Source organism: Burkholderia sp. MBR-1 (assembly GCF_013822785.1).
Classification (GTDB): Bacteria; Pseudomonadota; Gammaproteobacteria; order Burkholderiales; family Burkholderiaceae; genus Burkholderia; species Burkholderia vietnamiensis.
Window position 1 is genome coordinate 1,796,782 of sequence record NZ_CP053609.1, and the last position, 18,311, is coordinate 1,815,092.

The 18,311-nt window shown below is 67.8% G+C and carries 14 protein-coding genes; 6 read left to right on the plus strand and 8 right to left on the minus strand.

Translation table 11 applies throughout. The features are described from left to right. The first annotated feature begins 222 nt into the window (after window positions 1–222). Window positions 223–2,748, plus strand: a complete 2,526-nt coding sequence (locus MBR110_RS08280) for a penicillin-binding protein 1A (protein WP_034195329.1) — start codon at window positions 223–225, stop codon at window positions 2,746–2,748. Between the two features lie 417 nt (window positions 2,749–3,165). On the opposite strand, the gene MBR110_RS08285 is transcribed toward MBR110_RS08280, so the two are convergent. From MBR110_RS08285 to mfd, 3 genes are all read right to left on the minus strand, one after another. Next, entirely contained in the window at window positions 3,166–4,185 is a 1,020-nt protein-coding gene (locus MBR110_RS08285) for a threonine/serine dehydratase (RefSeq protein ID WP_014723184.1), read from the minus strand. A gap of 56 nt (window positions 4,186–4,241) precedes the next feature. After that, window positions 4,242–5,462 carry an acetylornithine deacetylase gene (gene argE, locus MBR110_RS08290; RefSeq protein WP_011885093.1) on the minus strand — a complete coding sequence of 407 codons (1,221 nt, stop codon included), beginning with the start codon at window positions 5,460–5,462 and terminating at the stop codon, window positions 4,242–4,244. A 118-nt stretch (window positions 5,463–5,580) separates the two neighbouring features. Next, window positions 5,581–9,036 (minus strand): transcription-repair coupling factor, encoded by a 3,456-nt coding sequence (mfd, locus tag MBR110_RS08295; protein WP_059456997.1) that lies wholly within the window; start codon window positions 9,034–9,036, stop codon window positions 5,581–5,583. Between the two features lie 108 nt (window positions 9,037–9,144). Here mfd and ispD point away from each other — a divergent pair, with 108 nt between their 5' ends. Next, window positions 9,145–9,855 carry a 2-C-methyl-D-erythritol 4-phosphate cytidylyltransferase gene (gene ispD, locus MBR110_RS08300; protein WP_011885091.1) on the plus strand — a complete coding sequence of 237 codons (711 nt, stop codon included), beginning with the start codon at window positions 9,145–9,147 and terminating at the stop codon, window positions 9,853–9,855. Between the two features lie 28 nt (window positions 9,856–9,883). Continuing rightward, window positions 9,884–10,360: a 2-C-methyl-D-erythritol 2,4-cyclodiphosphate synthase gene (gene ispF, locus MBR110_RS08305; RefSeq protein WP_014723181.1), complete on the plus strand. Its 477-nt coding sequence runs from the start codon at window positions 9,884–9,886 to the stop codon at window positions 10,358–10,360. A gap of 132 nt (window positions 10,361–10,492) precedes the next feature. On the opposite strand, the gene MBR110_RS08310 is transcribed toward ispF, so the two are convergent. From MBR110_RS08310 to ompR, 4 genes are all read right to left on the minus strand, one after another. Beyond that, window positions 10,493–11,020: a carboxymuconolactone decarboxylase family protein gene (locus MBR110_RS08310; RefSeq protein WP_011885089.1), complete on the minus strand. Its 528-nt coding sequence runs from the start codon at window positions 11,018–11,020 to the stop codon at window positions 10,493–10,495. A 77-nt stretch (window positions 11,021–11,097) separates the two neighbouring features. Then, window positions 11,098–11,646, minus strand: a complete 549-nt coding sequence (locus tag MBR110_RS08315) for a peroxiredoxin (protein WP_011885088.1) — start codon at window positions 11,644–11,646, stop codon at window positions 11,098–11,100. Between the two features lie 189 nt (window positions 11,647–11,835). Continuing rightward, window positions 11,836–13,197 carry an ATP-binding protein gene (locus MBR110_RS08320; RefSeq protein ID WP_011885087.1) on the minus strand — a complete coding sequence of 454 codons (1,362 nt, stop codon included), beginning with the start codon at window positions 13,195–13,197 and terminating at the stop codon, window positions 11,836–11,838. 40 nt (window positions 13,198–13,237) lie between these two features. Continuing rightward, window positions 13,238–13,972: an osmolarity response regulator transcription factor OmpR gene (gene ompR, locus MBR110_RS08325; protein ID WP_004192636.1), complete on the minus strand. Its 735-nt coding sequence runs from the start codon at window positions 13,970–13,972 to the stop codon at window positions 13,238–13,240. A gap of 257 nt (window positions 13,973–14,229) precedes the next feature. Between ompR and MBR110_RS08330 the strand changes: the two genes are divergently transcribed. The 3 genes from MBR110_RS08330 (at window position 14,230) to MBR110_RS08340 (ending at window position 17,407) form a co-directional block, all read left to right on the plus strand. Next, window positions 14,230–14,508 (plus strand): hypothetical protein, encoded by a 279-nt coding sequence (locus tag MBR110_RS08330; protein ID WP_014723178.1) that lies wholly within the window; start codon window positions 14,230–14,232, stop codon window positions 14,506–14,508. Between the two features lie 120 nt (window positions 14,509–14,628). Next, the gene (locus MBR110_RS08335) at window positions 14,629–16,131 is read left to right on the plus strand and encodes a DUF1800 domain-containing protein (RefSeq protein WP_059734871.1); all 1,503 of its coding nucleotides are present in this window, start codon (window positions 14,629–14,631) and stop codon (window positions 16,129–16,131) included. Window positions 16,132–16,198: 67 nt separating this feature from the next. Continuing rightward, window positions 16,199–17,407: a DUF1501 domain-containing protein gene (locus MBR110_RS08340; protein WP_059734870.1), complete on the plus strand. Its 1,209-nt coding sequence runs from the start codon at window positions 16,199–16,201 to the stop codon at window positions 17,405–17,407. 10 nt (window positions 17,408–17,417) lie between these two features. Here the strand turns inward: MBR110_RS08340 and hpnD are convergent, their stop codons facing one another. Next, complete coding sequence (gene hpnD, locus MBR110_RS08345; RefSeq protein WP_046426940.1) at window positions 17,418–18,251, minus strand: presqualene diphosphate synthase HpnD; 834 nt, start codon at window positions 18,249–18,251, stop codon at window positions 17,418–17,420. Window positions 18,252–18,311: the final 60 nt, after the last annotated feature.

Genomic DNA, 18,311 nt, shown 5'->3' on the forward strand with positions numbered 1-18,311 from the left:
CTGCGGCGAATACGTTCCGCAATTCGCCGCAGTGCGGGAATTTTTACAAAAAATCGCGAAGTCAACCGGTCGATTTCATTAAAATGCGCTGTCACGTCGCGGGAACGGATCGCTGCGCCACGCGGTCTGTCGACGTGACAGTGCCACGATGCACCCACTCTGATTCATCCGCTTGCCTATCCGCATGCGTCCGAGGGCGCCACGTTCGCCCGCCATTCCGACATGCCAATCATCAAACGACCGTCTTCCTCCTCCGATCGGAAAGAACCTCACTACTCGCTGCGCCGTTCGCCGTCGGGAGCCTATTACCCCGATGACGACGAGCCCGACGACGCCCGTCGCGCATCGCGCCGCGGCGGCGGCCGCGACGGCGACGGGCGTCGCTCGTTCGGCTCGCGCGTCGCGCTGTGGTTCGTCGGCCTGTTCGCGACGCTCGCGATCGTCGGCGCGCTGATCGTTGGCTATGCGCTCGTCGTGATGGCGCCGCAGCTGCCGTCGCTCGACGCGCTGACCAACTACCAGCCGAAGGTGCCGCTGCGCGTGTATTCCGCCGATCACGTGCTGCTCGGCGAGTTCGGCGAGGAGCGCCGCAGTCTCGTGCGCTTCCAGGACATTCCCGACGTGATGAAGAAGGCGGTGCTCGCGATCGAGGACTACCGCTTCTACGAACACGGCGGCGTCGATTTCCTCGGCATCCTGCGCGCGGGCGTGGCCGACCTGCTGCACGGCGGCGCGCGCCAGGGCGCGAGCACGATCACGATGCAGGTCGCGCGCAACTTCTTCCTGTCGAGCGAGAAGACCTACACGCGCAAGATCTACGAGATGCTGCTCGCGTACAAGATCGAGCGCGCGCTGACGAAGGACCAGATCCTCGAGCTGTACATGAACCAGATCTATCTGGGCCAGCGCTCGTACGGTTTCGCGGCTGCCGCGCGCGTGTACTTCGGCAAGGACCTGAAGGACATTACGCTCGCCGAGGCGGCGATGCTCGCGGGGCTGCCGAAGGCGCCGTCCGCGTACAACCCGGTCGTCAATCCGAAGCGCGCGAAGGTGCGTCAGGAATACATCCTCAAGCGCATGCTCGAAATCGGCTACATCACGCAGCCGCAGTACGACCAGGCGGTGAAGGAGGAGATCCACGTGCGCACGCCGGGCAACCAGTACGCGGTGCACGGCGAATACGTTGCCGAGATGGTGCGGCAGATGATGTACGAGCAGTACAAGGATGAAACCTATACGCGCGGGCTGACCGTCACCACGACGATCAACGCGGCCGATCAGGAAGCGGCCTATCAGGCCGTGCGGCGCGGCATTCTCGACTACGAGCGCCGCCACGGCTATCGCGGGCCGGAAGGGTCGATCAATCTGCCGGCCGCCGGTGACGATCGCGACGAGGCGGTCGACGACGCGCTCGCCGATCACCCCGACAACGGCGATCTGCAATCGGCCGTGGTGCTGTCGGCATCGCCGAATGCGGTCGACGTGCAGTTCGTCGGCGGCGCGACCACGACGATCGGGCCGGCCGGCCTGCGCTTCGTGTCCGCCGCGCTGAGCCCGCGCGCGAACGCGACGCTGCGGATCAAGCCGGGCTCGATCGTGCGCGTGCTGAAGGACGGCAAGACGGGCTGGCAGGTCGTGCAGCTGCCGCAGGTCGAAGGCGCGCTCGTCGCGATCGCGCCGCAGGACGGTGCGATCCGTTCGCTGGTCGGCGGCTTCGACTTCAACAAGAGCAAGTTCAACCACGTGACGCAGGCGTGGCGCCAGCCGGGCTCGTCGTTCAAGCCGTTCATTTATTCGGCATCGCTCGACAAGGGCATGGGGCCGGCGACGATCATCAACGATGCGCCGCTGTACTTCCCGCCGAGCGTGCCGGGCGGCACCGCGTGGGAGCCGAAGGACGACGATCAGCCGGACGGCCCGATGTCGATGCGCACTGCGCTGCAGCGCTCGAAGAACCTCGTGTCGATCCGCATCCTCGCGTCGATCGGCACGCAGTACGCGCAGCAGTACGTGACGCAGCGCTTCGGCTTCGATCCGGCGAAGACGCCGCCGTACCTGCCGATGGCGCTCGGCGCCGGGCTCGTCACGCCGTTGCAGCTCGCGACCGGCTACGCCGTGTTCGCGAACGGCGGCTACAAGGTCGATCCGTATCTGATCGCCGAAGTCGACGACGCGCGCGGCCAGCCGCTGCAGAAGTCGCAGCCGGCGGTCGCGGGCAGCACGGCGCCGCGCACGATCGAAGGCCGCAACGCGTACGTGATGAACAGCCTGCTGCATTCGGTCGCGACGGCCGGCACCGGCGCGGGCACCAACGCGCTCGGCCGCAGCGACCTGCAGGGCAAGACGGGTACGACCAACGATGCGAAGGACGGCTGGTTCGCCGGCTATCAACAGTCGCTCGTCGCGGTCGCGTGGATGGGCTTCGATCAGCCGAAGAGCCTCGGCAGCCGCGAATTCGGCGCGCAGCTCGCGTTGCCGATCTGGGTGAACTACATGCGCACCGCGCTGAACGGCGTGCCCGAGCAGCAGATGCCGATGCCCGACGGGCTGACGACGATCGACGGCGAGCTGTATTACGCCGACCGCACGCCGGGCAACGGCTTCGTGGCGAGCGTCGACATCAACCCGGCCGAGAACGCGATCAGCGCGAACGACGCACTCGGCTCGGCCGGTGCGGCGGGGCTCGCGCCGCCGCCCGTCACGCAGCAGGAGAAGCAGCAGATCATGGACATGTTCGAAAGCAAGTAAGCGGAACACTGACGTGTCGACTGCAACGGGCGCCTTCGGGCGCCCGTTTCGTTTGCGTGCGGCCGCGCGTCGACGGCGATCGCGAACCCGAGCGCGACCGGATGCCGGATGCCGGATGCCGGATGCCGGCGCGACACGCACGCCGATGGTTCGATCGTTCGTGTGAGGAATCGCCCGCGCTACGCGTGGCGGATCGCCGCGGTGCAGCGGACGGCGATGATCGGGATCACGAAGGGTGGGTTGCGCCGCGCAAAGCGCCGATGGATCGCGTTCGCCGGCCGCATCTGCCTATTTTGCGTCCGGCCCCGTGCGCGCACGTAAAACGCTGCGCGCTCAACCACTTGCAGAGAGGTGCGGCGGGTTATCAACAGGGCTGTCAACAAAAACTGGGGATAACCCTGAGCGTCGCGAGCGGGTTCAGCGCTGCAGCTGCGCGTGCGCGAGATGCATGCCGAGCGTGGCCGGATCGGTGTTCGTGCCCGGCAGCAGCACGCCGACCCGCTTGCCCTGCAGCGTTTCGCGCAGCGGGCCGAGCAGCCCCGCGAGCGCGGCCGCGCACGCGGGCTCGACCGCCAGCTTCAGATGCGAGAACAGGAACAGCATCGCCGCGCGCAGCGCGTCGTCCGACACGGTGACGATCCGGTCGACGTGACGCCGGCACAGCTGATAGCTGTATTCCTCGGTGTGCGGCGCCATCAGCGAATCGGCGATGCTCTGCATCGCGCCCATCTTGATCGTGTGGTTCGCCGCGAAGCTGCGGCACATCGCGTCGGCGCCTTCGGGTTCGACACCGTACACGTGCACGCGCGGATTCGCGAGGCGCAACGCGGTGGCCATGCCGGCCGCGAGGCCGCCGCCGCCGATCGGCACGATCACCGCATCGAGGTCGGGCGTCTGCGTTGCCCATTCGTAGCCGAGCGTCGCGGTGCCGAGAATCGTGCGATAGCCGTTGAACGGATGGATGAAGAAGCGGCCTTCCTCGGCCTCGACGCGCCGCACGAGGTCGAATGCCTGCGACGCGCTGCCGGCCAGCACGACTTCCGCGCGATACGCGCGGCACTGCGCGATGCGCGCCGGGCTCGCGGTATGGGGCATCACGACCTTGGCGCTGCTGCCGAGCCGCATCGCCGCATATGCGACGGCCGCCGCATGATTGCCGGCCGACACGCAGGTGACGCCGGCGTTCTTGCGCGCTTCGTCGAGCGCGAGCACGTGCGTGAACGCGCCGCGCGCCTTGAAGCTGCCGCTCGCCTGTAGCAGCTCAAACTTGAAGTTGACGTGCGTACCTTCGAGCGTCGGCAGATCGGCGCGTTCGAATACCGGCGTGCGCGCGACCCAGGGCGACAACGCGAAATGCTGCGCGGCGATTTCGTCGAGCGTCGGAATCGGCTCGCCGTCGATCGTCGTGTGGGCCGGGCCCGTTGATTCAGTCGACATGACGTGGCGGATGGGGAGAGTGGGGCCGGCCCGCGTGCGCAGGCCGGCGCGGGCGGTCAGTGCGCGTCGACCGACATGCTGCGGATGAATTTGCGCAGGAACTGCTCGCACGCGGCGAGCTGTGCGAGCTCGACGTATTCGTTCGGCTTGTGCGCCTGCTCGATGTTGCCGGGCCCGCACACGATGCTCGGAATGCCCGCGCGTTCGAACAGGCCGGCCTCGGTGCCGTACGCGACCTTGCGCTTGTCCTGATCGGCCGTGAGCGCGCGCACGAGCTGCGTGATCGCGGCCTGCTCGGTCGCGTCGAGGCCCGGCGCGGCGGCGATCTTCGAGAACTCGATGGCCGCGTTCGGATGCTCGCGGCGCATCTGCGGCAGCAGCGTTTCCTGCGCATACGCTTCGATGCGCGCGAAGATCTGCTCGGGGTCGAGCGTCGGCAGGTTGCGGAACTCGAAGTCGAACCGGCATTCGGCCGGCACCGTGTTGATCGCGTTGCCGCCCTGGATCGTGCTCGTCTGCGCGGTCGTGAACGGCACGTCGTACAGCGCGTCGAACGGCCCTTCGGCGCGGAAGCGCTCCGCGAGGTCGCGGATGTGGCAGATCAGGCGCGCCGCGTACTCGATCGCGTTCAGCCCCTTCGGCGTCAGCGACGAGTGCGCCGCATGGCCGCGCACGCAGCAACGGTATGCGTTGATGCCCTTGTGCGCGATGATCGGGCGCATGCTGGTCGGCTCGCCGACGATGCAGCCCGATGGCTTCACGCCGCGCTTGACCAGATCGGCGATCAGCAGCGGCGCGCCGGCGCAGCCGATTTCCTCGTCGTAGGACAGCGCGAAGTGGATCGGCTTCGCGAGCCTGGCTGCCTGCATCTCGGGCAGCAGCGCGAGCGCCGCGCCGATGAAGCCCTTCATGTCGCAGGTGCCGCGACCGTACAGGCGGCCGTCGCGCAGCTGCGGCGCGAACGGGTCGCTGTCCCACTGCTGGCCGTCGACCGGCACGACGTCGGTGTGACCCGACAGCACGATGCCACCATCGGTCGAGCCGTCGTGCGCGGGCACCGTGGCGAACAGGTTCGCCCAGCCGTCGCGCGCGTCGTGCGTGAGCGTCGACTCGATGCCGCTCGCGGCGAGCGCGTCGCGCACCGTTTCGATCAGGCCGAGGTTCGGCACGCGGCTCGTCGTGTCCATCGACACCAGCCGCTCGATCCACGGCAGGCTGACGAGCGACGCGTCGGGTTGGTCGGCGGCGGAAGGTGCCGGCGCGTCGAGGATGGACATGGCAAAACTCCGTCTGAGGAATGGGAAAATCATACTCAAAAACGCGTCGCGCCGCCTTTGCCGCACGCGATGCGGCGCAGCATCGCGTGCGTGGTGCCTGGTGCGTGCGTGCCGCCGCTCAGCGTGCGGCGCTCGGCGCGAGTGCGCGCAGCGTCTCCTTGATCGTCGACACGCGGATCGCCAGATCCGGCGAGCGCGTCTCGATGCGCAGCTTGTCCTGCCCGGCGAGCTTGATGTGCCGATGCTTCTGCACCATCTCGATGATGCGCATCGGATCGATCGGCGGGTTCGGCTCGAACTGCAGCCCGATCGCGACCTCGCTCGCGTCGATCTTGACGATGCCGAGCGGCTTCGCGGCGAGCCGCAGCCGGTGCGTTTCGACGAGCGCCTGCGCCTGCGGCGGCAGCTTGCCGAAGCGGTCGATCAGCTCTTCCTGGATGCCGTCGATCGCATCGCCGTGCTCGCAATTCGCCAGCCGCTTGTAGAGCGACAAACGCTCCTGCACGTCCGCGCAGTAGTCGGCCGGCAGGATCGCGGGCGCATGCAGGTTGATCTCGGTCGTCGCGGCGAGCGGGGCGGTGAGGTCCGGCTCCTTGCCGTTCTTCAGCGCCTTCACCGCGTCGTTCAGCATGTCGGTGTACAGCTGGAAGCCGATCTCGTGGATCTCGCCCGACTGCTTGTCGCCGAGCACCTCGCCGGTGCCGCGGATCTCGAGGTCGTGCATCGCCAGATAGAAGCCCGAGCCGAGCTCCTCCATCTGCTGGATCGCCTCGAGCCGGCGCTGCGCCTGCTTGGTCAGCGACTGCGGATCGTGCACCAGCAGGTACGCATAAGCCTGGTGGTGCGAGCGGCCGACGCGGCCGCGCAGCTGGTGAAGCTGCGCGAGGCCGAACTTGTCGGCGCGGTGCATGATGATCGTGTTCGCGCTCGGCACGTCGATGCCGGTCTCGATGATCGTCGTGCAGAGCAGGACGTTCGCGCGCTGCGCGACGAAATCGCGCATCACGCGCTCGAGCTCGCGCTCGTGCATCTGGCCGTGCGCGATCACGATGCGCGCCTCGGGCACCAGCGCCTCGAGCATCGCCTTGCGGTTCTCGATCGTCTCGACCTCGTTGTGCAGGAAGTACACCTGGCCGCCGCGCTTCAGTTCGCGCAGCATCGCCTCGCGGATCACACTTTCTTCCTCGCGCCGCACGAAGGTCTTGATCGCGAGCCGCTTCTGCGGCGCGGTCGCGATCACCGAGAAGTCGCGCAGCCCTTCGAGCGCCATGCCGAGCGTGCGCGGGATCGGCGTCGCGGTGAGCGTCAGCACGTCGACCTCCGCGCGCAGCGCCTTCAGCGCTTCCTTCTGACGTACGCCGAAGCGATGCTCCTCGTCGATGATCACGAGGCCCAGGCGCTTGAACTGCACGTCGGACGACAGCAGCTTGTGCGTGCCGATCACGATGTCGACGCTGCCTTCGTTGATCTGCGCGATCGCCGCATTGACTTCCTTCGCGGTCTTGAAGCGCGACAGCTCGACGATGCGCACCGGCCAGTCGGCGAAGCGGTCGGCGAAGGTCTGCGTGTGCTGCTCGGCGAGCAGCGTGGTCGGCGACAGCAGCGCGACCTGCTTGCCGCCCATCACCGCGATGAACGCCGCGCGCAGCGCGACCTCGGTCTTGCCGAAGCCGACGTCGCCGCACACGAGGCGGTCCATCGGCTTGCCGCTCGTCATGTCGCCGATCACGGCGGCGATCGCGGCGGCCTGGTCGGGCGTTTCCTCGAAACCGAAGCTCTCCGCGAACTTCACGTAGTCGCGCGGATCGAGCGCGAACGCGTGGCCTTCGCGCGCGGCGCGGCGCGCGTACAGGTTCAGCAGCTCGGCGGCCGTGTCGCGGATCTGCTGCGCGGCCTTGCGCTTCGCGCGTTCCCACTGGCCCGAACCGAGCGCGTGCAGCGGTGCGCTGTCGGGATCGGCGCCGCTGTAGCGCGAGATCACGTGCAGTTGCGCGACCGGCACGTAGAGCTTGCTGTCGCCCGCGTATTCGAGATGCAGGAATTCCGTCTCGCCTTCGCCGAGATCCATCGACACGAGGCCCATGTAGCGGCCGATCCCGTGTTGCGCATGGACGACCGGATCGCCGACCTTCAGCTCCGACAGGTCGCGCACCATCGCGTCGACGTTGCTCGCCTGTTCCTGGCGCCGGCGCCCCGCGCGGCGGCCGAGCGCGCCGTACAGCTCGGTTTCGGTGACGATCGCGTAGCCTTCGGCCGGCACCGCGAAGCCGCTGGCGAGCGGCGCGACGCCGAGCGCGAACGGCGCGTCGCTGTCGAGCCAGCCCGCGAAGTGGTCGTTCGACGTGGGGCGCAGCCGATGCTCGGCGAGCAGTTGCAGGATCGTTTCGCGGCGGCCGGCCGATTCGACCGTCAGCAGCACGCGCTTGCCCGACGACTCGACGAACGTGCGCAGCGCGGCGAGCGGATCGTCGGCATGGCGGTCGACCGTCAGCTCGGGCAGCGCCGTCGCCCAGCCGCCGGCCGGCTGCGCGGGCAGCACGACGCGCGCGAACGGTTTTGCGAACGCGAAGAAATCCTCGTCCGACAGGAACAGCCGCTGCGGCTCGAGGATCGGCCGTTCGCGATCGTGCGCGAGGAACGCGTGGCGTTGCTTCGTATCGGCGGTGAAGCGGCGGATCGACGCCTCGAGGTCGCCGGTGAACACCAGATGCGCGTCTTGCGGCAGGTAATGAAACAGCGTGGCCGTCTCGTCGAAGAACAGCGGCAGGTAATACTCGATGCCGGCCGACGGGACGCCGTTGCCGATGTCCTTGTAGATCGGCGCGCGGCTCGGATCGCCTTCGAAGGTCTCGCGCCAGCGGCTGCGAAACGCCGTGCGTGCGGCCTCGTCGAACGGAAATTCGCGGCCGGGCAGCAGGCGCACGTCGCGCACCGGGTACAGGCTGCGCTGCGTATCGGGATCGAACGCGCGGATCGAGTCGACCTGATCGTCGAACAGGTCGATCCGGTACGGCAGCGGCGAGCCCATCGGATACAGGTCGATCAGCGAGCCGCGCACGCAGTATTCGCCGGGCCGCACGACCTGGCTCACGTGCTCGTAGCCGGCGAGCGTCAGCTGCGCTTTCAGCTTCGCCTCGTCGAGCCGCTCGCCCTGCGCGAACGCGAACGTGTAGGCGGCCATGAACGACGCGGGCGGCATCCGGTACAGCGCGGTGGTCGCGGGCACCAGCAGGATGTCGCAGCGGCCCTCGCCGAGGTCGTGCAGCGTCGCGAGCCGCTCGGAGACGAGATCCTGGTGCGGCGAGAACGTGTCGTACGGCAGCGTCTCCCAGTCCGGCAGCAGGCGTACGCGCGCATCCGGCGAGAAGTAGCGCAGCTCCTGCGACAGCCGCTGTGCGTCGACTGCATTCGCGCAGATCACCGCGAGGAGCGGGACCGCGTCGCGGTTCTCGGCAAGATAGCGGGCGATGGCGAGTGCGTCTGCGGAGCCGTGCGCGCCGTCGAAGATGAAGCGCTGGCCCGGTTTGACGCGGGCGACGGGCGAGGCGAACGGGTTGGTAGCGGTGTCTGGCATAGGGACGGCAGGGGTGGCGGGCACGGGCGCAGCGCGGTGCGCCGGTCGAGACGAAAGACCTATTATAAAATCCGCTTCTCGATTTCACCTTTCCGGCGTTCTCCGTTCGTGACACCCCGACTTTTTGCCCTGATTCCCTGCGCCGGCACGGGCAGCCGCTCCGGTTCGGCCGTGCCGAAGCAATACCGCACGCTGGCCGGTCGCGCGCTTCTCCATTACACGCTCGCCGCGTTCGACGCCTGCAGCGAGTTCGCCCAGACGCTCGTCGTGCTCGCGCCCGACGATACCCATTTCGACGCACGCCGCTTCGCGGGCCTGCGCTTCGCGGTGCGCCGCTGCGGCGGCGGCTCGCGTCAGGCGTCGGTACTCAACGGGCTGCTCGGGCTCGCCGAGTTCGGCGCGACCGACCAGGACTGGGTGCTCGTGCATGACGCCGCGCGCCCCGGCATCACGCCGACGCTGATCCGCACGCTGGTCGCGACGCTGAAGGACGATCCGGTGGGCGGCATCCTCGCGCTGCCGGTCGCCGATACGCTCAAGCGCGTGCCGACGGGCGGCGACGCGATCGCGCGCACCGAGTCGCGCGACGCGCTGTGGCAGGCGCAGACGCCGCAGATGTTTCGCATCGGCATGCTGCGCGACGCCATCCTGCGCGCGCAGCGCGAAGGGCACGACCTGACCGACGAGGCGAGCGCGATCGAATGGGCGGGCCATACGCCGCGCGTCGTGCAGGGCAGCCTGCGCAACTTCAAGGTCACGTACCCGGAAGACTTCGCGCTCGCGGAAGCGATTCTCGCGGCTCCCGCGCACGCCTCCTGACTTTCACTTCATCTCAACCGGAACACGCATGGATTTCAGAATCGGACAAGGCTACGACGTGCATCAGCTCGTCTCGGGGCGCCCGCTCATCATCGGCGGCGTGACGATTCCGTACGAGCGCGGGCTGCTCGGCCACTCGGATGCGGACGTGCTGCTGCACGCGATCACCGACGCGCTGTTCGGCGCGGCGGCGCTCGGCGACATCGGCCGCCATTTCTCCGACACCGACGCCGCCTTCAAGGGCGCGGACAGCCGCGTGCTGCTGCGCGAATGCGCGGCGCGCGTGAAGGCGGCCGGCTTCACGATCCAGAACGTCGACAGCACCGTGATCGCGCAGGCGCCGAAGCTCGCGCCGCACATCGACGGCATGCGCGCGAACATCGCGGCCGACCTCGGCTTGCCGCTCGAACGTGTGAACGTGAAGGCGAAGACCAACGAGAAGCTCGGCTATCTCGGCCGCGGCGACGGCATCGAGGCGCAGGCGGCCGCGCTGCTGGTGAAGTAGCGGTTGCGCGTGCGCGTCGCAGGCCGGTTCGATCCGGCGTGCGGCGTGCAGCGTGTGCCGCCCGAATGACAAATGCCACGCTGATGCGTGGCATTTGTCGTTTTGCGGGTCGGGCCGCTGCGGCCCGCGCGCTTATGCGCCTTCGGCGGCGATCACCTGCGCGGCGGCGTTGATCACCGACGCGATGCGGCCGACGTCGCGCAGCTGCGTCGTCGTCATGCCTTGCTCGTTCTTCAGCAGCGCATAGTGCGACTGCACGCAGAAGTGGCACTTGCCGACGATCGACGCGGCGAGCGCATACATCTCGAAGCGCCGCTTGTCGACGCCGCCGTGCGACGCATACGCGCCCATCCGCAGCTCGGCGCGCTGCGTCTTCAGGTCGGCGTCGTCGGCCATCTCGACATACGGATACCAGGTGTTGTTCATCCCCATCAGCGCGGCCGCGGTCAGCGCCGCGTTCGTCTCTTCGGGCGACAGCACGCCGGCTTCGCGGATCGTCTTGACGAGCACCGTGCTCTTCGCCGCGAACGCCGCCGCCAGCGCGACGCCGACCGCATCGTTGCCTTCCAGCGACGAGCGCGAGATCGTGCCGTCGAGGTTCAGGCGAATGTCCTTCGCGTAGTCGGGGATGCGTGCCTTAATCGAGTCGATGAATTCCATTGACATCTCCTATGGGTTGGCCGTTAAAAAAGCCCGCAGGCAGCACGTGCGCCGCGGGCTTCGAGCATCGATGCGCTTTACAGCGTTGCGCCGCCGACTGCGCGGTTGCACGGGCACAGTTCGTCCGTTTGCAGGCCGTCCAGAATGCGCAGGACTTCTTCCGGGCTGCGGCCGACGTTCAGGTTGTTCACCGAGACGTGCTGGATCGTGTTGTCCGGATCGACGATGAACGTGGCACGCAGTGCGACGCCGGCTTCCTTGTCGCGCACGCCGAGCTGGTCGATCAGTTCGCCCTTGACGTCGCCGAACGAGTAGTGGTTCAGCTTGTCGAGATCCTTGTGCTCACGGCGCCATGCGAGCTTGACGAATTCGTTGTCCGAGCTGCCGCCGAGCAGCACGGCGTCGCGTTCTTCGAACTGCTTCGCCAGCTTCGCGAATTCGACGATTTCCGTCGGGCACACGAACGTGAAGTCCTTCGGATAGAAGTAGATGATCTTCCACTTGCCCGGGAACGACGTTTCGGTGACGGTTTCGAACGCCGACTGGCCGTTTTCCTCATGATTGTTGAAGCCCGGCTTCGCGGCTACGACGGTGAAAGCTTCGAGTTTATCGCCCACGGTTTTCATGCGGATACTCCTGTATGTGTTGGGAAGAAGACTGAGTCAAGCTACCTCGGTGCTGCAACGTCGTTGTGACAGCATAGGGCAAACTATAGCACTATTAATAAAGCCATTCAATAGATTTTGACTAACACACGCCATAGTTTTTTTCAACTGCGGCGATAGTGCGGCGCGCACGAAACGTGCGTACACGCGTCATGCGGTCGCGCGCGCCTTGCCGGCGGCGGGGAATTCGAGCGAGACCTCGAGGCCGGTCTCGGGGCTGCGGTTGCGCAGCCGCAGCGCGCCGCGATAGCGGCCGACCAGGCGCAGCACGATCGCCATCCCGAGGCCCGTGCCGTCCGCCTTGGTGCGTGCGGTGTCGACGCGGTAGAACGGCCGCATCACGAGCGGCAGCTGGTCTTCCGGGATGCCCGGGCCTTCGTCGCTCACCGACAGCTCGACGCGCGCGTGCGTGACGCGCGTCTCCAGCGTGATACGCGAGATGCCGTCGTCGCGGCTCTGGCCGTATTTACGCGCGTTCTCGACGAGGTTGCCGATCACGCGGCGCATGTCGGTTTCGTCGGCTTCGATCACGGCGCTCGGCGCGAGCCGCGTGCGGATCTGGACGCCGTCTTCGTTCGACACGCGCGCGGCGACCTCGTGCGCGATCGACGACAGGTCCACCGGCTCCGGCTTGCGCTGGGCCGGGCGCGCATAGTCGATGAAGGCCGCGATGATGCGGTCCATCTGCTCGATGTCGTCGACCATCGCGTCCTTGGTCGCCTGATCGGACGGGCTCATCTCGGTTTCGAGCCGCAGCCGCGCGAGCGGCGTGCGCAGGTCGTGCGAGATGCCCGCGAGCATCAGCGCGCGGTCTGCCTCGAGCTGTTCGAGGTCGCGCACCATCTGGTTGAAGCTGCGGTTCGTGTCGGCCGCGACGCCCATCCCGCGCTCGGGCAGCGGCTCCGGCGCCTGGCCCGAGCCGACCTGACGCGCGGCGAGCGCGAGCCGCGAGAACGGCCGGTTCACGAGGCTCGTGATGAAGGCCGAGCCGAACAGCGACAGCGCCAGCGCGAACAGGCCCCAGCCGGCCCACTGCAGGCCGGTCACGTTGTCGAGCTGATCGCGATCGAGTGCGACCCAGTAGTCGTCGTCGTCGATCTTGAAGCTGATCCACACGCCGGGAATGTCGTTGACCGACTGCGCGATCACGGTGTCGTCGCCGAGGCGGCTACGGATGTCGTGTTCGATCAGCCGGTTCAGCGATTCGTCGGGCTGCAGCTTGAACTTGTCGGTCTTTTCGCGCGGATAGACGCGCACGCCCTCGTTGCTCTCGAGGTCCTGCAGCAGCGCACGCCGCAAGTCGGGATCGGAATAGAGCAGGGCGGTGCGCGTGAGCTTCACGACCGCGACGAGCTGGAGCGCGACGCGCTGCGCGCGCGGCTCCCGCTCGATCACGCGAAAGCTCTGGAACCACGCGGCGAGGCTGACCGAGATCAGCAGCGCGATCAGCAGGAAGGTGCGCCAGAACAGCCCGCCGAACGCGAGCTGCAGGAGGCGCCGGTCGATACGCATGGGACGGGCCGTAGGCGGGGCGAAACCGGAAGAAAGGCGATCAGGCCGCGCCGTCGGGGATGAACACGTAGCCGAGGCCCCAGACGGTCTGGATGAAACGCGGGCTGCCCGGGTCCGGCTCGATCAGCTTGCGCAGGCGCGAGATCTGCACGTCGAGGCTGCGATCGAAGACTTCGTATTCACGGCCGCGCGCGAGTTCCATCAGCTTCTCGCGCGACAGCGGCTGGCGCGGATGGCGCGCGAACACCTTCAGCACCGAGAACTCGCCGGTCGTGAGCGGGATCTCCTGGCCGGACTTCGTCAGCGTGCGCGTCGCGAGGTTCAGCGAGAACTCGCCGAACTCGAACACCTCGGTGGTTTCCGACGGCGCGCCCGGCAACTCGGCCGGCGCCTGACGGCGCAGCACCGCGTGAATGCGCGCGACGAGTTCGCGCGGGTTGAACGGCTTCGGCAGGTAATCGTCGGCGCCCATCTCGAGCCCGACGATGCGATCGACGTCTTCGCCCTTCGCGGTGAGCATGATGATCGGCGTGCGGTCGTTGCTGCCGCGCAGCCGGCGGCAGATCGACAGGCCGTCTTCGCCGGGCAGCATCAGGTCGAGCACGAGCAGATCGAAACGCTCGCGCACCCAGAGCTTGTTCATCGCCGTCGCGTTCTCGGCGACGTATACGTTGAAACCCTGCTCGCCGAGATAGCGGCGCAGCAGATCGCGCAGGCGCGGGTCGTCGTCGACGACGAGAATCTTGGAGGGGTTTTTCGTTTCCATGAGCGGCATCTTATCGCGAATGGGAAATGACGCACGCTTGCGTATTTTCGCGCGTTACAGTCGGTTACAAAATTTACCCGTAGTGTCGCACGGAGTAAAGGCAGGCTATAGAGATTCCTTTACTCGAAGCCGAAATTCGGTAGATACTCCCCTGCACTCCATCTTTCATCTTTGTACGCCCGAATTCGCAGGGTTTTTCAAGTACCAGAGGTAACCGGTTGCCGCGTGACGAAGCGAACAAATCGACCAAAGAAGCGAGGACGGTCATGCGATCTGCCCGGATTGCACTGATGCTGACGATCGCGCTCGCCGGTCCATATGCGTCGAACGTCGCGTATGCGCAGCGCCCCGAGCAGGGCGCATCGTCGCGCAAGCTGTCGCGGGGCAAAGCGACGCAGTCCGACCACGCGGCCGATTCCGCCGGCCGTTCCGCCGTGCCTCCCGATCTCGAACAGCGCCGCCGCGACGGGCACATGACGCCCGAGGAGCGCCACCTGTTGCGCCAGCACATCGAGGACGCCGTCCGCGAGTTGTACAAGCGCTGATCCGCGCATGCGTTGCGCGGTCACGGAAAGATTCCGTAGCAATTTCCCCGTCAACGTGCGCGTCGGTGCTGCCGTTGTACCGGCATCCGCACCGCCGGTGCGCTCCGGGAGCCCCCGACGATGAAAGCGAACGCTGCCGCACCGACATCGCCTGCGATGCAGGCGCCGCTCGACGCCGACGATGCGCTGTTCTTCTTGAGCCGTACCGGCTTTTCCCCCGCACCCGCCGACGTCGCACGCCTCGTCGGCATGACGCGCGCGCAAGCCGTCGCCGACACGCTCGGCAACGTGCGCCGCGACCCCGTGACGACCTGGCCCGACTGGCTCGCCGAGCCGCCGCCAACCCGCGCGCAGCGTCAGGCGTTGACGCCCGAGCTGCGGCGTGACGAGCAGCGCGAACGCAACCGCCGCTACGATGCGCTGCGCGCGGCGTGGGTCAACGAGATGGTCGCGACGCCGTCGCCGCTCACCGAACGCATGACGCTGTTCTGGCACGGCCACTTCACGTCGGGGCAGGACAAGGTCCCGTATCCGCAGACGATGGCCGCGCAGAATGCGCTGTTTCGCCGCGAGGCGCTCGGCAATTTCGGCACGCTGCTGCATGCGGTCGCGAAGGACCCGGCGATGCTGCAGTATCTCGACGGCGTGAGCAACCGCAAGGGGCGCCCGAACGAGAATTTCGCGCGCGAGGTGATGGAGCTGTTCACGCTCGGCGAAGGCCGCTACACGCAGCACGACGTGACCGAAGCCGCGCGTGCGCTGACCGGCTGGAGCGTCGATCCCGATACGCTCGGCTTCGTGGTGCGGCCGGACTGGCACGATACGGGCGAGAAGACGATCCTCGGCGAGACCGGCGCGTTCGACGGCGACGCGTTTCTCGACATCCTGCTGGCGCGTCCTGGCACCGCGCGCTTCATCGCGGGCAAGCTGTGGCGCGAGTTCGTATCCGATACGCCCGATGCGGCCGCGCTCGACGGCGTGGCCGAACGGTTTCGCGCGAGCGGCTACGAGATCCGTGCGGCGCTCGCCGCGCTATGGTCGACCGATGCGTTCTGGGATCCGCGCAATCGTGGCGTGCTCGTGAAGTCGCCGGTCGAGTTCGTCGTCGGGACGGTGCGGCTGTTCGACGTCGCGTACGGCGACCCGCAGATGCTTGCCAACACCGTGCGCACGCTCGGTCAGAACCTGTTCTATCCGCCCAACGTGAAGGGCTGGCCCGGTGGCGCGGCGTGGATCAACAGCACCACGCTGCTCGCGCGCAAGCAGTTCGTCGAGCAGCTGTTTCGTGCGACGGAGACGGCCGGCATGCACGCGGCGGCGCACGCGATCGCGCAGGCATCGGCGGCGCCCGCCCATGCGCTGCAGCCGATCGATGCGGCGTCTGCCGCCGGCGGGATGCGTGCGGCGTCGGCGAAGCCCGCGCGCGGCGGCTTGCGGTTCGACCTCGAACGCTGGCTCGCGCAGTTTCGTGCGCGACCGCAGGCGATCGCCGGGCTGTCGACCGAACTGCAGTTGCAGCACGCGGTGCTGCAGCTTTCACCGGTCGCTGCGATCGACACGGACTCGACCGGTAGCGCGTATCTCGAGGCGCTGCTGATGGACCCGGCCTACCAACTGAAATGATTCAACCGACGATGAAGTGCAACGCCGGCGCGTCCAGAATGCGCGACGGCGAGCAAAAGGACGTGCGATGAACCGACGTGATTTTCTGACGCTGACCGGCGCCGCGGCTGCGGCCGGCGTGTCGCTGTGGCAAGTGCCTGCGCTGGCTGCGGCCGCGCCGGGGCGGCAGGGCGCGTATGCGAACGTGTTGATCCTCGTCGAGCTGAAGGGTGGCAACGACGGGCTGAACACGGTGGTGCCGTACGCGGACCCGCGCTACTACCAGTTTCGTCGCAGCATCGGCGTCAAGCGCGATCAGGCGCTGCAGCTCGATGCGCAGACGGGGCTGCATCCTGCGCTCGCGCCGCTGATGCCGCTGTGGCACGACGGGCAGCTCGCCATCGTGCAGGGCGTCGGTTATCCGCAGCCGAACCTGTCGCATTTCCGCTCGATCGAGATCTGGGATACCGCATCGCGCGCCGACCAGTATCTGCGCGAGGGCTGGCTCACCCGTACCTTCGCGCAGGCGCCGGTGCCGCCCGGGTTCGCGGCCGACGGCGTCGTGCTCGGCAGCGCGGAGATGGGGCCGCTCGCGAACGGCGCGCGTGCGATCGCGCTCGTCAATCCCGCGCAGTTCATCCGTGCAGCGCGGCTTGCCGAGCCGTCGTCGCTGCGCGAACAGAACCCGGCGCTCGCGCACATCATCGACGTCGAGAACGACATCGTGAAGGCCGCCGACCGGCTGCGCCCGCGCGGCGGGATGCGCGAGTTCCGGACCGCGTTTCCGGCCGGTGCGTTCGGCACGTCGGTGAAGACCGCGATGCAGGTGCTGGCCGCGTGCGAGGCATCGGGGCCGGGCGCGCAGGATGGCGTCGCGGTGTTGCGCCTGACGCTGAATGGCTTCGATACGCATCAGAACCAGCCGGGGCAGCACGCTGCGCTGCTCAAGCAGTTCGCGCAAGGGATGAGCGCGATGCGCGGCGCGTTGCTCGAGCTCGGACGCTGGAACCAGACGCTCGTGATGACGTATGCGGAATTCGGGCGGCGCGTGCGCGAGAACCAGAGCAACGGCACCGATCACGGCACGGCCGCGCCGCATTTCGTGATGGGCGGCCGCGTGGCGGGCGGGCTGTATGGGGCGCCGCCGGCGCTCGCGCGGCTCGACGGCAATGGCAACCTGCCGGTCGCGGTCGACTTCCGGCAGCTTTACGCGACCGTGCTCGGACCGTGGTGGGGACTCGATGCGACGCGCGTGCTGCAGGCACGCTTCGACACGCTGCCGCTGCTGAAGGTGTAAGGCGGGCGGCTCAGTGGCGGCGCGCCGCGCGCCACGCGATCCACAGCTTGCGGATCGGCGTCAGCGCGATGCGCTGATGCAGCACCTGGTAGCCGTCGCGTTCGATTTCGTCGAGCAGTGCGCCGGCCAGCGCGATCTGCGCGCGCAGCGTGCGCTGCGCGCGGCGTTCCGCTGCGGGGATCGCCGCGTCGGCGGCGGTGAGCGCTGCGCGTGCGCGGCTGGTCTGAAACTGCAGCAGCTCGGTGAAGGCGGGGCTGTAGCGACGATTGAGCAGATCGGCCGCGGTCACGTTGTAGCGTTGCAGCTCGTCGATCGGCAGATAAATGCGGCCATGGCGCGCATCGTTGCCGAGTTCCTGCACGAACTGCGCGAGCATCAGTGCGTGGCCGGCGTCCGCGGCCCACGATTGCGGGTCGGCTGGATTCGTGGCGCTCGCGCGCGCGACCAGCGAAGCAAACGCGCCGCCGACCTGCGCGATGTAGCGCTGCAGATTGGCGAAGTCGAGATAGCGCGCCTGTTCGAGGTCCATTCCGAAACCGTTCACGAGCGTGCGCAGCGCATCGGCTTCGGCGGCGATCGTCGGATGATGCTGCGCGAGCGACTTCGTGACCGGATGCGTCGGCGCGCCGGCGGCGAGCGCTGCGAGTTCCTTGTGCCACCACGCGAGCTTCGTGTGCCCTACGGTCGGGTCGCTGATTTCCTTGACGGTTTCCTCGAGTTCGCGGCGCAGCGCGAACAGGGCGGTGAGGCGCGGCTCGGTGGCGCGCGGCGCCTGGCGCAGCGCGTAGTAGACGCTGGAGCCCGCGGGGGCGGCCTTGTGCTGGCAGTAGTCGTCGAAATTCACGGGTGGGATCGTGGCGGAGGCAGGTTCGGGGATGCGCGCGGCGGCGCTTGGACGACACGT

Coding starts and splice junctions, on each gene's coding strand:
- MBR110_RS08280 (WP_034195329.1), top strand. CDS start 223: ATGCCAATCATCAAACGACCGTCTTCCTCCTCCGATCGGAAAGAACCT.
- MBR110_RS08285 (WP_014723184.1), bottom strand. CDS start 4,185: ATGTCGACTGAATCAACGGGCCCGGCCCACACGACGATCGACGGCGAG.
- argE (WP_011885093.1), bottom strand. CDS start 5,462: ATGTCCATCCTCGACGCGCCGGCACCTTCCGCCGCCGACCAACCCGAC.
- mfd (WP_059456997.1), bottom strand. CDS start 9,036: ATGCCAGACACCGCTACCAACCCGTTCGCCTCGCCCGTCGCCCGCGTC.
- ispF (WP_014723181.1), top strand. CDS start 9,884: ATGGATTTCAGAATCGGACAAGGCTACGACGTGCATCAGCTCGTCTCG.
- MBR110_RS08310 (WP_011885089.1), bottom strand. CDS start 11,020: ATGGAATTCATCGACTCGATTAAGGCACGCATCCCCGACTACGCGAAG.
- MBR110_RS08315 (WP_011885088.1), bottom strand. CDS start 11,646: ATGAAAACCGTGGGCGATAAACTCGAAGCTTTCACCGTCGTAGCCGCG.
- MBR110_RS08320 (WP_011885087.1), bottom strand. CDS start 13,197: ATGCGTATCGACCGGCGCCTCCTGCAGCTCGCGTTCGGCGGGCTGTTC.
- ompR (WP_004192636.1), bottom strand. CDS start 13,972: ATGCCGCTCATGGAAACGAAAAACCCCTCCAAGATTCTCGTCGTCGAC.
- MBR110_RS08330 (WP_014723178.1), top strand. CDS start 14,230: ATGCGATCTGCCCGGATTGCACTGATGCTGACGATCGCGCTCGCCGGT.
- MBR110_RS08335 (WP_059734871.1), top strand. CDS start 14,629: ATGAAAGCGAACGCTGCCGCACCGACATCGCCTGCGATGCAGGCGCCG.
- MBR110_RS08340 (WP_059734870.1), top strand. CDS start 16,199: ATGAACCGACGTGATTTTCTGACGCTGACCGGCGCCGCGGCTGCGGCC.